Source organism: Patescibacteria group bacterium, assembly GCA_027858235.1.
In the GTDB taxonomy this organism is placed as follows: domain Bacteria; phylum Patescibacteriota; class Patescibacteriia; order Patescibacteriales; family BM507; genus BM507.
Window position 1 is genome coordinate 1 of the sequence record JAQIDC010000063.1, and the last position, 13709, is coordinate 13709.

A 13709-nucleotide genomic window follows, 5' to 3' on the forward strand; every position below is an offset into this window, starting at 1 on the left:
CTTTTTGGTATTGTAGACGTCCGAGGTCTTTTGAGGACCTCGGACGTCTTTGTAATCTTTGGTGAAGTTCTATATTTTTAGATTTGAAAATAAAAATAGGGTATAGTTAGTATAATAAACCAATAGCACTTTACTTTCGTTTTTTGTTCGTGTATAATGGAATTATAATATTAAATTTATATATGAATAAAAATAATGAAAAAAACAAAGGTGAAATTATTATTTATCAAACTTCCAAGAATGAAGTTGATTTGAAAGTGCGTTTGGAGAATAACACTATTTGGCTTGATGTCTATCAAATTGCCAAGGTTTTTGATATTGATAGAACTGGTGTCGTTAGACATATACAGAATATTTATAAAACAGGGGAACTAATCAAAAAATCAACCTGTGCAAAAATTGCACAGGTTGCCAAGGATGGTAAGGTGAGAAATATGGATGTTTATAACTTGGATATAATTATTTCTGTTGGGTATAGGGTGAATTCTAAAAAAGCAACTAATTTTAGAATTTGGGCCACTTCCATCCTTAAGGATTATTTAGTTAAGGGATATTCAATAAATAAACAAAGGTTAGTGGAAAATCAAAAAAGATTTAGAGAACTTCAAGAAACCATTGGTTTTCTGGAAAGAAAATCAAAATCAAAAATATTAGAAGGGCAAGAAGGAGAAATATTGGGTATTTTGGCTGATTATTCAAAAACACTTACTTTACTCGAAGAATATGATAAGAGTAAATTAAAAACCATAAAGGGGAGAGACGGTAAATTTAAGCTTGATTTGAAAAAATCCCTAAATATAGTTGAGGAGTTGAAAAAGGAGTTGATAAAGAAGAGAGAAGCGGGAGAAATATTTGGTAATTTGAAAGATAAAAGTTTTAATGGGGTTATTGGGAATATCTATCAAACATTTGGCGGGAAGGATTTGTATTCTGATTTAAATTCCAAGGCTGCTCATTTGCTTTATTTAATAATAAAGGATCATCCATTTAGTGATGGAAATAAAAGGATTGCATCGTTTTTGTTTATTTATTTCCTAGATAAAAATGATTATCTATATAGAAAAAATGGTGAGAAAAAAATAAATGATAATGCTCTTGTGGCAATAGCTCTTTTGGTGGCTGAAAGTGATCCAAAAGAAAAAGAGATGATTGTGAAGCTAATAATTAATTTGATTAATTAAAATATTATTTTTACTATTTAACCTGTTTAGTCTTTAAAACCTTTTTACATTTAGTTTATTCTAGGCGCTGCAAACAAAATTACTACACTTCGATAGCAAGCAAAAGATAGGACCCATGGCTCCAGTTGCATCTTCGGGCAGCTGCTTGATTCTTCTAGTGTGGAATGGAGAAGTGATATTAACCTAATTTTTAAAATGAAAAACCCAAGTAATTCTACTTGGGCTTTGTTTTTTTGAAAAATTTATTTATTTCATTATTTTTTCTATTTCAGCGATTGTTCTTTGAGGATTTTCGATATTGGTTATGGACTGTGAGGTTTTGTTGTGATAGCTACAGGCGATATAGTTTGATTTTGGAAGAGCACATAGACTACCATCACTCCTTTTAATACCGCTGACATAAACATAAATAATTTGTTTTGTGAAAGGTGACCCAGTCACAAAGAGGATGTTTGTGTCGGGATTTTTTTCTTCAATCCAAACTTGAGCCATTTCATTTTTTAATGTTTCATAACTTTGAACAACATCTTTGTCTGCGTTATAGCAGTTAAGAAATACAGCCGTTGTGGCAGTTGGAGTAAATATAGCTTGAAGATTTTCTGCGAATGAAGCTTGAACAAAAAGGAAAGTTAATAGAATAAAGGTGGGCACAAATAGGATAGATTTCATTTTTTATTCTCCTTTTCACTTTGAAGAGCAAGCAGTGGTGTAAATACTGCGTCAATTGAACTAACGATGTCTTCGTAATAGCTTGCTATGAAATAATAGATTAATTCAGTTTCTTTGGCGTTCTTTTGGTTGTCAAAGCAGGTACTTATTCTTGCGATACCATCTAGTGGTTTATACAATCCATTCCGTATGGTTCCTCCTGTTTCAACAAAAACATAAGGCTTTACATCTCCACGTTCATCAAAATAGTCATCTACGTCAAGATTGGATTTTCCCCATCTATGCTCAGCCAGTTTGGTTATATTTTCAAAATTGAACTTTGCGTAAGAATCTTCTAGCATCGGGTCACTTACATCGTAGAAAAAAAATATTACCAAGTAGTCATTAATTTTTAAGGTTTTAGTTATTGTTTCGTTGATAATACTTCCATGCGAGTTCATGGGAGTTTCTGGCAGATAACAGATGTTCTTAGCAAATAAGGGCGTGGCGCAGAGAATAAGCAAGGGTAGAAATAGTAGAAATAAATATTTTTTCATAATTTCCTCCTTAATGAGTTTTTAATGAACTATTTACTTGATATTGACATAAATAATGAGATAGGTCAATTTATACACAATTGTAAGGTGAGGACAAATCTTCAATTATTTTTTTAATCAGTTGCTAATAATATTCATTAAAGGTATTATTAATAAATACTAATAATAAGCAAAAGTATGAAAGAAATATTAGAAAAGGTAAAAGATGTGGCCCGAGAGGCTGGAGCTGAGATAATGAAGTTTTATGGTGAGGATAATGAGATTAGCAAGAAAAAGGATAAAACTTTGGTGACTGAAGTTGATTTATTGAGTGAAAAAATAATTCTTGAAGGTCTAAAAGAATTTAATTATGGTTTTTTGTCTGAAGAAAAGCTTGGTTCAGCAGGGAGGGCTGAGAGTGAAAGGGTTTGGGTCATTGATCCAATAGACGGGACGATGGATTTTATAAAAGAGACTGGAGAATTCTCAGTGATGATTGGTTTGGTTGAAAATGGGAAACCAATTCTGGGTGTGGTATATCAGCCAACTAAAGACAAGCTTTATTCTGCTGTTATTGGTGGTGGCTCTTTCTTGGAGGAAAAGGGTGAGATAAAAAAATTAGAAGTATCAAAAATTGATGATTATTCTCAAGCATGTGTTTTTGGGGGCAGAAAATATATAAAAGGATTAGAGGCTAAGCTGTGTAATGATTTAGGAATAAGTGATTTCCTAAATCATGGTTCGGCTGGACTTAAAGTTGGATTAATAGCTGAGCAGAAAGCTGATTTATATATTAGCTCAATAGACAAAACAGGCGAGTGGGATATTTGTGCTGGAGATATAATTTTGCGAGAGGCAGGCGGAAAAACAACCGACATGAATGGAAATGACTTTATTTATAATAAAAAGCAATACTTAAATTTAGATGGCTTTGTGGCGAGCAATGGAATATTGCATGAGAAAGTAATAGAAGAGATTAAAAAAATAAGAGGATAATTTTGGAAAAATAATTAGTATTAGAAGGTTTTAAAGTATAGAATTAACTCTATACTTATTTTTTTTGATATTTACAAAAATATTTAGAAAAAACTGGAAATCATGCTGGAGGTTAAACGCATTCTTCTCTTCTAAACACAACTGTATAGGACGGCCTTCCTTTGACAAAGCGCTTTTTTTGAGCTAATATTTAATTAGCCAAGAAAAGTGCTTTTTTTATTTTAATGTAATCTTGGCAAAAAAATTTATGAAAATTTTAATATTAGGGGCTAGTGGAAATTTAGGGACACAGCTTGTGGACGTTTTTAGTGCTGATGAGGAAAATGATGTTACTGCTTGGGATAGAGAACAAATTGACGTTAGGGACGAAGAACTCGTTGCAAAAAAAGTCTCTGATTTAAAACCAGATGTTATCATTAATGCTGTAGCATATACGGCTGCTGATAAATGTGAAGTTGATGAAGATGAATATGATTTGGCTAAAGAGCTCAACATAGATGTTCCTCGCTATATTGCGAAGGCGGCCCTTGAAAATGATGCCGTGTTTGTTCACTTTTCAAGTGATTATTCTTTTGATGGAAGTGGCGCTGGAGTTTATGAAGAGGACTATGAGACTAGGTCAGTGAATAGATACGGAAAGACTAAATTGCTTGGTGAGAAGGCGATTATTAAGATGAGTAGTCAGGGACTTAAATGGTATTTAATTCGAACTTCTAAATTATTCGGACCTAAGGGCGATAATGAAAATGCTAAAGAAAGTTTTTTTGATTTAATGACTGCTTGGAGTGAAAAGAAAGATGAGCTAAATTTGGTTGACGAGGAGCTCAGTTGTTTTACCTATACTCCTGATTTAGCAAAAGAAGTTAAAAAAATAATAGAAGATGAAATCGGTTTTGGAATTTATCATATCGTAAACGAAGGAGCAGTGACTTGGTACGGGGGTCTTGTTGAATTATTTAAAATGAAGGGAGTAACAACTAAAATAAATCCTATAAAGTCTGAAGATTTGAAAAGACCAGCCAAGAGGCCTGTTTCTTCAGTATTGAAAAATACGAAATTAGAACCTTTGAGAGATTGGAAAGAAGCGCTTTCGGAGTACCTCGGAATTTCGAAGGATTAATAAGTAAAAATTCTAAGCACTAAATTCTAAATCCTAAACAAATTAAAAAAACAAAACAAAAGAAAAATAGAACCTATAGTGATGAATATTCAAAAACATTAAATATTGAAATATATGAGTAGTAATACAAAAATGAAAGGAGTAATTCTTGCCGGGGGAGGCGGAACTAGATTATTTCCTAATACCAAAGTAACCAATAAACATTTGTTGCCAGTTTATAATCAGCCGATGATTTATTATCCAATTCAGACTTTATTAAAAGCTGGAATAAATGATATTTTAATTTTACCAGGAAAAGATCATGCCGGTGAATTTGCAAAACTACTAGGCTCTGGAAAAGAGTTTAATGCTAATTTCACTTTTAAAGTTCAAGACCATGCCGGTGGGCTAGCTTACGCTGCTGGATTGGCTCGAGATTTTGTTGGAGATGATAATTTTGTATTAATTTTTGGAGACAACATTTTGGAAGATAACATAATAGAAGATGTTCAAAGTTTTGAGTCAGGGGCTAAAATATTTTTAAAACAGGTTCATGACCCAGAAAGATTTGGTGTTGCTGAATTAGATGGTGATAAGGTTATAGCAGTAGAAGAAAAGCCTGTTAATCCAAAGTCGAATTGGGCAGCTATTGGTGTCTATATTTTTGATTCGAAAGCTTTTCCCTACATTGATACTCTGAAGCCTTCCGAGAGAGGAGAATTGGAAATAACTGATCTTAATAACATTTATGTTCAGAAACAAAACATGAAGGCCGGCTTTGTTAAAGGTTATTGGCATGATACTGGAACTCATGAAAGCTTGGTTGATGCAGCCTATGATATAAAAAATATAGATAGGCCAGTTATGCCTCTCAAGACTGGGGAGAAAAATTCTCCTAAAATTGTTTTAGGGGGAATCCTCTATGACAGTAAAGACGGTAAGTATAAAACATCAAAATATTTAGAAACTTTTCTTGATAGTGTTTTGTCTCAAGACTACCAGAATATCAGCTTAGTATTTGTTGATAATAGTAGCGAAGAGGAAAATGAAAATAAAAGAATTATTCAAGAGAAATATCCAGAAGCGGAAATAATATTTGCTGGTTCAAACCTGGGATTTGCTAAAGGAAATAATCTTGCAATTAGAAGGGCTCTTAAGGATAAGGCTGATTATTTTTTAGCTCTAAATATAGATATGATACTTGAACCTAACTTTGTTTCAGAGATGGTAAATGTTATGATCAAAAACCCTCAAGCTGCTTCGGCCACAGGGAAAATAAGACGTTGGGATTTTCTTAACAGAGATAGCGAGACTAAGGGAAAAACCAATTATATTGATTCAGCTGGCATAGAAGCTACCAAGGAACATCGCTTTATTGATAGGGGGCAAGGAGAGATAGATCATGGGCAATATGATAGAGAAGAGGAGATATTCGGTCCTTCGGGGGCAGCTGGAATTTATAAAATGGAATCTCTTGAAGACGTTGCTTTTGTTAATGAAGAAAATAAAAAGGAGTATTTTGATGAGCTAATGTTTATGTATAAAGAAGATGTTGACTTGGCTTATCGCTTGCAGTTAGCTGGATATAAATCTATATACACCCCCTTGGCTGTGGTTCATCATGATCGTTCATTGAGTAGAGTAGGAAAAGGTATTATTGGTATTGTTCGAGGACGCTTAGGAAGAAAAAAACAATACAGAGAATGGTCTTGGTTAAACCATCATATTATATTACAAAAAGTTGCTGGATTGAATTATTCTAAAGACACCAAAATGAAAACTAGATGGTTTGGTTTTAAAAGTCTTGTTTATACTTTAATTGCTGAACCATATCTTTTGAAACAGTGGTGGAAACTTTGGATGATGAGAGATGAAATAAACAAAAGAAAAGAGCAACTTAAGAAAAGAGTAGATGTTAAAAAACATTTAGAGAAATTGATGTAGGATTAGACAATTTAGTGCTCAAATAAAAAAATTTACTACATTGACAAACGGTCTGAAGAATGCTATTTTTTAAGATCGTTTTTGTTCGTTGAAAACTTAACCTTGAAACAGTATAGAGAGACTTTTTTGAAGGTCGAAGGTGTCTATGCGGAGATGAATATACGGCCTTTGCTATTCTAAATACTAATCTTTCAAAACAAATTTTCTAAGGAGGAAAAAATGGGATGGAAATTATGGTTGGATAATCTTGATAAAAACACTAGAATCAAAGTGATAAAAAAGAAACTAAGTAATATATATCCATGGAAAATTTTTAAGTGTTCACTTAGGAGACTTGATAATCTCTTTTTCAAAGTAAATGGATACTCAATAAAAATTACCACCCCTGAAACTAAAAATGAATGGAATCAAGTATTGATGCAAACCGAAGATCCTATTCATGGCTGGTTAATATTGGTGGTAGCAGAAGAAGACCAAGCATATTTTCTTTTGAGTGCTCGTGCTGAAGCAGGATGGGGGTCGCTCGGTTTGGGACCAACTTTCCAAGCATCCAAGAGTAATTTGTTTAAGAACCCCAACCTACCAAGAAAAGAATTGATTAATGATAATCTCAATTTGATTTTGCAGGATGGCGGAGTATACTTTAACAAAAGAAACTATGCGGGTGTTCAGATTTTTGGTAGTAGATCAGAATTTGAGGAAAAATTTGGTGTTTTTAAAAATGAAAGATGGTTTACTGAAGATGAATTTTTCCAAGCCATGAAAGATGGAAAAGTATCAGATCATCTTCTGCAGGCAAAAGCGTGTTATAGAAGATAATATTTTTTGAAGCGATAGTTATTTTACTATCATCTTATTTTATAAGGAGATGTTTTATGAAGAAAAAATACGTTGTCACGGATGTTGACGGAGTTCTTTTGGATAGGATGCCAGTCTATGGAGAGATTTTTTCTGAGCTTCTTCGTACTTGCTACGGGATTGATAAAAAATTTTCAAAAAAACTTTTTTTCTCCACAGCCGGAACTCCAATTGATAAACAATTTGCGTTGGCGATTAGTGAATCCTGTTTTGTAAAGATAACTAGCGTTATCTCAAAACTAGAAAAAGACTTTTTTATAGAAAGTGCAAAAAGAGAGGTGTCTTTTTTTCCAAGAGCAAAGGAAGTTATAGCTAAGTTGAATATGGTGGGTTGTACTCTTTTCGCAAGCAGTGGGTCACAAACCAGAGAATTGGAAAAGATCTTTCTAGAGAATATGCTTCCATATCGCATGATTTTGGGTTCTAATGAGATAAAGAGGGGGCCGGAGCATATTAAAATATTTGCTGAAAATGTTTATCTGTCTATTGAAGAGTTTGCAGTCAACGCTGTTTACATCGGTGACGGACCAAGGGACATGGAAATCGCCCGAGAATGCAATATGTTGGCGATTGGAATTTTAACTTGCCCTGGGGTAAGTGAAGAGAATCTTCGCAATGCTGGAGCCGACTATGTCATCAATGATATTTCGGAATTACCTACATACGTTCTTTGAAAGATGAGGAGGTTTTTATTGTAAAACCTCCTCTTTTTAATTGACAAGAAGAGCTAATATTTATAAACTAGAGTTAGGTTAATTTTTTGAAATATGGATTTATCGATTGTAATTGTTTCATGGAAGATTCGTGATTTACTGCAAAAAAATTTAGAGGCAATATTCAAAAGCGCTGGGGGTATATCTTTTGAGGTTTTTGTTGTAGATAATAAATCTAGCGATGGAACTTTTGAAATGGTGGGTTCTGAATTTCCTCAAGTGAACTTGATTTTAAATAATTATAATGCAGGATTTGCAAAGGCAAATAATCAGGCGATAGAGATGGCGCAAGGAAAATATGTCTTACTTTTGAATCCAGACATGCAAGTTTTCCCAGATACTTTTCAAAAGATGTTTGAGTTTATGGAGAGGAGGACTGACGTTGGCGTCGCTTCTTGTCGTTTGATAGACGCACAAGGCAAAAATATACCGCATGTTAGAAAATTTCCAACTCTTCTGGACCAGCTAGCAATAGTTCTCAAAATACCCCATGTTTATCCAGAGGTTCTCGATAAATACTTAATGAAAGATTTTGATTATAACAAGGAGTCAGAGGTTGATTCAGTCCGAGGTTCTTTTTTTATGATAAGAAAAGAGGTGATTGACGCTATTGGAAAACTTGATGAGCGGTATTTTATTTGGTTTGAAGAAGTGGATTATTGCAAACGAGTAATAAATGCAGGGATGAAAGTGGTTTATAATCCAGGCGCAAAATGTGTTGATTATGTTGGTAAAAGTTTTTCACAAGTGAAGCGAGGTAGGACACAGGAGTATTTTAGAAATTCTATGTTGGAATATTTCTCTAAATGGGGGAATTGGTTTGAATTTGTAGTATTGTATCTAGCTTGGCCGATAGGAAAACTTTTGGCATTTGTTGCAGATACCCTAAAGATTGAGAAGGGAAATAAAATGTAGATATAAATTTTTTGTCATTCTGAACTTGATTCAGAATCTAGAAAAAAAAGCATGAACAATAAAAGTTATTTCGTTTATATATTAGCAAGTGTTAAAAATGGAACATTATACATTGGAATGACAAATGGATTGGAAAAAAGAACATTACAGCATAAGGAAGGTGTGTCAGATAGTTTTACAAAAAAGTACAAGGTAGACAAATTGGTGCATTATGAAATTTTTGAAAAACCAATTAATGCAATCGGGAGAGAGAAGCAGCTTAAAGCTTGGAGGAGAGAATGGAAAATAGCTTTAATAGAAAAGGAGAACCCAGGGTGGGTTGATTTAAGTAAAGATTTTGATTAGTGGATTTTCTGGATCCTGAATCACCCCGTTTACGCCACTTTGTGACTACGGGAGACATCGCTCACACGCGAGCCAGTTCAGGATGACAGGTGTAAATAAGATTTCTAGACCTCGAATTCCCGTTTTCTTCGGGGTAGGCAAGTTTGGGATGACTTAGTTTTTTATGAAAAAAGTTGGAATAATTTTAGTAAATTTTAAGGATTATGCTCAAAAATATTTGAGTGAGTTTCGTGATGGTTTGTTGGCACAGAATTACCCTAGTGAACTAGTTAATTATTATATGGTTGATAATGCTTCTTCTGAACCATCTCGTAAATATTTAAGTGAAAATTTTCCTGAGTCTATTATTATTCCCAGGAAGGACGGTAATTATGCAAGCGCAAATAATGTTGGTGCTAGGAAGGCAATTGAGGACGGATGTGAATATATAGTTATTGCCAATATTGATACAAGTTTTGATAAATCTTGGTTATCAGAGTTAGTCAAAGCTTTGGATGAGAATGAAAAAGCGGGCATTGCTCAATCAAAAATTCTTCTTTATCCAAAAAATAACGAAGAGATAATTGAGCCTAAAATAAATTCACTTGGAAATATTATGCATTTTCTTGGGTTTGGGTTTACTAGTGCTTATAAGGAAAAAGACAGAGAATTAAATGGTTATCCTGAAATTAAAGGATATGCCAGTGGGTGTTCTTTTATTATTAGAAAAGAAGTTTTTGAAAAAATTGGTGGATATGATGGTGATTATTATATGTATCATGATGATGTTGAGGTAAGCTGGAAAACAAAACTTCTAGGATATAAAATAATTCTAGCTCCTAAATCAATCATTTTCCATAAGTATGAGTTTTCAAGAAGTGTTAGGATGCTTTATTATATGGAGAGAAACAGATATCTTGTGATGTTCCAGTTTTACTCTGGTTTAACCTTGCTTTTAATAATGCCAGCTATTGTTATAATGGAACTTGGAATGTGGTTTTTTTCTATTGTAAATTCTTGGATAGGAGTAAAAGTAAAGGCTAGCTTGTATTTTTTTAGTCCGTTAACTTGGAAAAAAATATTCAAGAAAAGAAAATTTCTAGCAGGGATTAAAAAGGAGAAAGAAAAAAATATTATTAAATATTTTGAAGGAAGAGTTTTGTTTCAGGAAATATCAAATCCAGTTTTGAAATATATAGCGAACCCTCTGCTTAATTTGTATTGGAAGATTATTAAAATTTTTATTATTTGGTAGGATATGTTTGATGTAAATATTGTTATTGTGAATTACAAGATGAGGGATGACATTGAAAAATGTTTGTCTTCGCTTTTTTCAGAAACTGCAAACACATCATTGAAAATAATGGTTCATGTTATTGATAATTCAGAAAATGAAGATGGCATAAAAGAGTTTGTTGAAGAAAATTTTCCTCAAGTCAAATATATAGACATGCATGGAAATGTTGGGTTTGGTAAATCTCAAAATGCAGGATTTAAAAATGCCCAGGCCAAATATTATCTAGCTCTAAATCCTGATGTTGAATTTATTGATGGACAGAATACTATTGAAAGATTTTTTAATTATATGGAAGAAAATGAGAGTGTCGGTGTAGCTGGTCCGAAAACTCTAAATTTAGATGGCAGTGTTCAACTAACTTGTAATCGTTTTTTTGATTTTTTTGATCAAATTGCCAGGAGGCTTGGCTTAGGTAATAAAATACCTTATTTCAAGAAAAAAGTTGATAGATATTTAATGGCGGATTTTAATCATGACAAAACAGTTAAGGTAGATTGGATAATAGGATCCTTTATGTTTTTGCGTGGAAGTCTGGCACTAGAATTGGGATTTTTTGATGATAGATTCTTTATGTATTTTGAAGATTGTGATTTGTGCAGAAGAACGTGGCATAAAAATTTTGATGTTATGTACCTTCATGATATCAAAGTTAAGCATGGTCACAGAAGAGATTCGGCTGAGAAGTTTCCACTATTGTCAATTCTTACAAACAGAGTTACGAGAATTCATATTAAAAGTTGGCTTCAGTATTTTTTAAAGTGGGGATTTAAGAAGGAAAGATATGGGAGATAAGTTAAAAGATGAAAGTATAAAGTTAAAAGCATTGGATAGTTTATTGAATTTTCTCTTATTTTATGAGAGAATATTAAGTAGAATAAAAAACACACCCCGCTTCCCAGTCAAGCTGAGGACAGGCTCTGGCGGGCACCCCTCTCGAGAGGGGATTATAAAATAAAATTATGAAAAAAGTTAAAAAAGCGATTTTACCAGTAGCTGGTTTTGGAACTAGATTTTTACCTGCAACAAAATCTACGCCAAAAGAGATGCTTCCTGTTGTTGATAAGCCAGTTATCCAGTACCTCGTTGAGCAATCTGCGGCTGCCGGAATAAAAGATATAACTTTTGTAACCGGTCGAGGTAAAAGAGCGATTGAAGATCATTTTGATAAGTCATTTGAACTCGATCATAATTTAGTGGAAAAAGGAAAAAATGATTTGGTGAAAAAGGTCCAAAGTATTTCCAAACTAGCTCGTTTTTCTTATGTTAGACAACCAGCACCACTTGGTGATGGGCATGCTATCGATTGTGCTTCTCATTTGATGGGTAAAGGCGAACCTGTTTTGATTTTTTTTGGTGACACTCTGTATGATGCTGAGCCAAACATTGCTACACAGGTAATAGAGGCATATGATAAACATCAAATGCCAATAATTGGTTTAGCCGAAGTACCAATGGAAGAGGTTTCTAGTTTTGGAGTTATTGATGGAGATGATCTCGGAGATGGTTCGTATAAAATAAAAGGGATGGTCGAAAAGCCGACAAAGGAAGAAGCACCTTCAAACCTTGTTGCTGTTGGAATATATGTTATAACAGCAGAAATATTTAAAATATTATCAGAAATGGAAAAAGGTCAGTCGGGGGAAATACGCCTAGCAGATGCTTTTGATATTTATTTGAAAAATGGTGGAGAACTCTATGGAAAAAAACTAAAAGGAGAATGGCTCGATACTGGCAATAAATTAAGTTTCATTAAGGCAACTTTAAAACTTGGGATAAAACATGAAGAGATCGGGGGTGACCTAAAAAAAATTATTAAAGACATGGCAAAAGATTTATAAAAGTTAAGTAAAAAGAAAGTATCTATTATAAAACACCGTATAAAACGGTGTTTTATAATACAAAATATTTTAATGTGGATATAACTTTTAATTAATTTTTTCTTAATTATAATTGTATACGATTTCTTTATAGGTTAGCTTAGTAATTTATAAAGTCTGTATGTCAAACGGAGATATTAAATATATTTGGCGCTGTGTTAAATGTTCGTGCCATTTTGCCAATATATTATATGCTGAGGGGTTCTTGAAGCAAGAAAAAAAATGCCCCAAATGTAAATCTCTAAATTTACTCACTATGAGTAATTCTGAAATTTCTGTAATTTGTAAATATTCCAATTCCAATATTCCAGATCATGAGAGCTGTGATCATTAAATTCCAGACTATAGGCATATTCGTTTATTCAATAAACATCAACGCCTCTGATAAATAATTACATAAATTGTAGTTATTTGTTGGAGGCGTTTTTTTATAATTAGGTTTGAGTGCAAATTGAGCATTTAAATCTATAAAGGTCGAGCTCTATAATTAACAAAATCCTTTAACCTTCGGGGGAGGATTAAGAAAGGTAGTAAATAATAAATAATAACTGTTTTAAGACAGTTCAAATATATGATTAAAAAAATATTTTATGTATTAATTGTAGGCGTTTTTGTCCTTGGTATGACTGTGGTCCCTGCTTTAGCTGATAATTTTGATGTTGTTGTAAATAGTGGAGAAACCATGAGTGGGACAATGGTAAATTCTAGTTCTAATTCCGGAGCTAATTTAGCTGAAGGTAGCTATGGCGGTAACGGCGGTGATGGTGGCGATATTCGAAGCAGAGGGGATGTAAATCAATCTTCAACTGGAAGAGGCGGTATTGGTGGTTCTTCAAGTCTTGGAGGTGAAGTGACAACTGGGGCAGCATCAGCCGGGACAGATGCTTATAACGAGATAGGATCAAGTGATACGCTGATCAATAGATGCGCTTGTGAAAATGATTGTGAAGGAGAGCTTTGCGAAGAAGAATCAAGTCACGGAATTGTATTCAACAGAACAAGAACAATGCAATTAGCCTATGTCGGAGCAGATGCTAATACTGGAGCTAATGAAGCTGATGGAAGTATCGGTGGAGACGGTGGAGAAGGTGGCAGAATTTCTGCAGATCATGAAGCCAGAGTAGATGAAAGCTCAACAGGGGAAGGTGCCGATGGAGGTGTAGCTGGAGCTGGAGGACTTGTAACAAGTGGTGAGTCAACTACAAACACCACTTCTGTAAATGTTCTTAATAGGAATATTACTAGAATGTTAAGGTAGTTATTTATGAGGTAGGGGTTTTCCCTGCCTCTTCGTTCTTTCTTTAGGATTAATATAATTTAA

Annotated in this window: 15 protein-coding genes and 1 pseudogene; 14 read left to right on the top strand and 2 right to left on the bottom strand. The window is 33.5% G+C overall.

The genetic code is table 11. From position 1 onward, the window contains the following. Positions 1–182 precede the first annotated feature (182 nt). Complete coding sequence (locus tag PF572_05430) at positions 183–1181, top strand: virulence protein RhuM/Fic/DOC family protein (GenBank protein ID MDA3840509.1); 999 nt, start codon at positions 183–185, stop codon at positions 1179–1181. 246 nt (positions 1182–1427) lie between these two features. Here the strand turns inward: PF572_05430 and PF572_05435 are convergent, their stop codons facing one another. Both PF572_05435 and PF572_05440 read right to left on the bottom strand, forming a co-directional pair. Further along, positions 1428–1850 (bottom strand): hypothetical protein, encoded by a 423-nt coding sequence (locus PF572_05435; protein MDA3840510.1) that lies wholly within the window; start codon positions 1848–1850, stop codon positions 1428–1430. After that, complete coding sequence (locus PF572_05440; protein MDA3840511.1) at positions 1847–2386, bottom strand: hypothetical protein; 540 nt, start codon at positions 2384–2386, stop codon at positions 1847–1849. The genes PF572_05435 and PF572_05440 overlap by 4 nt, the downstream gene beginning before the upstream one ends. Before the next feature lie 177 nt (positions 2387–2563). On the opposite strand from PF572_05440, the gene PF572_05445 reads away from it, so the two are divergent. The 13 genes and pseudogenes from PF572_05445 to PF572_05505 all read left to right on the top strand — a co-directional run bounded on the left by PF572_05445 (position 2564) and on the right by PF572_05505 (position 13646). Continuing rightward, positions 2564–3361, top strand: a complete 798-nt coding sequence (locus PF572_05445) for a 3'(2'),5'-bisphosphate nucleotidase CysQ (GenBank protein ID MDA3840512.1) — start codon at positions 2564–2566, stop codon at positions 3359–3361. Positions 3362–3608: 247 nt separating this feature from the next. Further along, a complete protein-coding gene (locus tag PF572_05450; GenBank protein MDA3840513.1) occupies positions 3609–4481 on the top strand; it encodes an NAD(P)-dependent oxidoreductase in 873 nt (290 codons plus the stop codon). 132 nt (positions 4482–4613) lie between these two features. Further along, a pseudogene (locus tag PF572_05455) lies at positions 4614–5306 on the top strand (sugar phosphate nucleotidyltransferase). Positions 5307–5324: 18 nt separating this feature from the next. Beyond that, positions 5325–6404: a glycosyltransferase family 2 protein gene (locus PF572_05460; protein ID MDA3840514.1), complete on the top strand. Its 1080-nt coding sequence runs from the start codon at positions 5325–5327 to the stop codon at positions 6402–6404. 219 nt (positions 6405–6623) lie between these two features. Further along, a complete protein-coding gene (locus PF572_05465; GenBank protein ID MDA3840515.1) occupies positions 6624–7223 on the top strand; it encodes an NDP-hexose 2,3-dehydratase family protein in 600 nt (199 codons plus the stop codon). Between the two features lie 56 nt (positions 7224–7279). Then, the gene (locus PF572_05470) at positions 7280–7936 is read left to right on the top strand and encodes an HAD hydrolase-like protein (GenBank protein MDA3840516.1); all 657 of its coding nucleotides are present in this window, start codon (positions 7280–7282) and stop codon (positions 7934–7936) included. A gap of 93 nt (positions 7937–8029) precedes the next feature. Beyond that, the gene (locus PF572_05475) at positions 8030–8890 is read left to right on the top strand and encodes a glycosyltransferase family 2 protein (GenBank protein ID MDA3840517.1); all 861 of its coding nucleotides are present in this window, start codon (positions 8030–8032) and stop codon (positions 8888–8890) included. A 51-nt stretch (positions 8891–8941) separates the two neighbouring features. Beyond that, positions 8942–9235 (top strand): GIY-YIG nuclease family protein, encoded by a 294-nt coding sequence (locus PF572_05480; protein ID MDA3840518.1) that lies wholly within the window; start codon positions 8942–8944, stop codon positions 9233–9235. Between the two features lie 163 nt (positions 9236–9398). Then, positions 9399–10469 (top strand): glycosyltransferase family 2 protein, encoded by a 1071-nt coding sequence (locus tag PF572_05485; protein MDA3840519.1) that lies wholly within the window; start codon positions 9399–9401, stop codon positions 10467–10469. A 3-nt stretch (positions 10470–10472) separates the two neighbouring features. Continuing rightward, positions 10473–11303, top strand: a complete 831-nt coding sequence (locus PF572_05490; GenBank protein MDA3840520.1) for a glycosyltransferase family 2 protein — start codon at positions 10473–10475, stop codon at positions 11301–11303. Continuing rightward, positions 11293–11466 carry a hypothetical protein gene (locus PF572_05495; GenBank protein ID MDA3840521.1) on the top strand — a complete coding sequence of 58 codons (174 nt, stop codon included), beginning with the start codon at positions 11293–11295 and terminating at the stop codon, positions 11464–11466. Before PF572_05490 ends, PF572_05495 begins: the two co-directional genes overlap by 11 nt. Positions 11467–11470: 4 nt before the next feature. Continuing rightward, a complete protein-coding gene (locus tag PF572_05500; protein ID MDA3840522.1) occupies positions 11471–12349 on the top strand; it encodes a UTP--glucose-1-phosphate uridylyltransferase in 879 nt (292 codons plus the stop codon). 610 nt (positions 12350–12959) lie between these two features. Further along, complete coding sequence (locus tag PF572_05505) at positions 12960–13646, top strand: hypothetical protein (protein ID MDA3840523.1); 687 nt, start codon at positions 12960–12962, stop codon at positions 13644–13646. Positions 13647–13709: the final 63 nt, after the last annotated feature.

Excerpts from the sequence above, each read along its gene's own strand:
- PF572_05450 (MDA3840513.1), top strand. The coding sequence starts at position 3,609 with ATGAAAATTTTAATATTAGGGGCTAGTGGAAATTTAGGGACACAGCTT.
- PF572_05470 (MDA3840516.1), top strand. The coding sequence starts at position 7,280 with ATGAAGAAAAAATACGTTGTCACGGATGTTGACGGAGTTCTTTTGGAT.
- PF572_05505 (MDA3840523.1), top strand. The coding sequence starts at position 12,960 with ATGATTAAAAAAATATTTTATGTATTAATTGTAGGCGTTTTTGTCCTT.
- PF572_05460 (MDA3840514.1), top strand. The coding sequence starts at position 5,325 with ATGCCTCTCAAGACTGGGGAGAAAAATTCTCCTAAAATTGTTTTAGGG.
- PF572_05490 (MDA3840520.1), top strand. The coding sequence starts at position 10,473 with ATGTTTGATGTAAATATTGTTATTGTGAATTACAAGATGAGGGATGAC.
- PF572_05430 (MDA3840509.1), top strand. The coding sequence starts at position 183 with ATGAATAAAAATAATGAAAAAAACAAAGGTGAAATTATTATTTATCAA.
- PF572_05485 (MDA3840519.1), top strand. The coding sequence starts at position 9,399 with ATGAAAAAAGTTGGAATAATTTTAGTAAATTTTAAGGATTATGCTCAA.
- PF572_05500 (MDA3840522.1), top strand. The coding sequence starts at position 11,471 with ATGAAAAAAGTTAAAAAAGCGATTTTACCAGTAGCTGGTTTTGGAACT.
- PF572_05475 (MDA3840517.1), top strand. The coding sequence starts at position 8,030 with ATGGATTTATCGATTGTAATTGTTTCATGGAAGATTCGTGATTTACTG.
- PF572_05465 (MDA3840515.1), top strand. The coding sequence starts at position 6,624 with ATGGGATGGAAATTATGGTTGGATAATCTTGATAAAAACACTAGAATC.
- PF572_05435 (MDA3840510.1), bottom strand. The coding sequence starts at position 1,850 with ATGAAATCTATCCTATTTGTGCCCACCTTTATTCTATTAACTTTCCTT.
- PF572_05445 (MDA3840512.1), top strand. The coding sequence starts at position 2,564 with ATGAAAGAAATATTAGAAAAGGTAAAAGATGTGGCCCGAGAGGCTGGA.
- PF572_05495 (MDA3840521.1), top strand. The coding sequence starts at position 11,293 with ATGGGAGATAAGTTAAAAGATGAAAGTATAAAGTTAAAAGCATTGGAT.
- PF572_05440 (MDA3840511.1), bottom strand. The coding sequence starts at position 2,386 with ATGAAAAAATATTTATTTCTACTATTTCTACCCTTGCTTATTCTCTGC.
- PF572_05480 (MDA3840518.1), top strand. The coding sequence starts at position 8,942 with ATGAACAATAAAAGTTATTTCGTTTATATATTAGCAAGTGTTAAAAAT.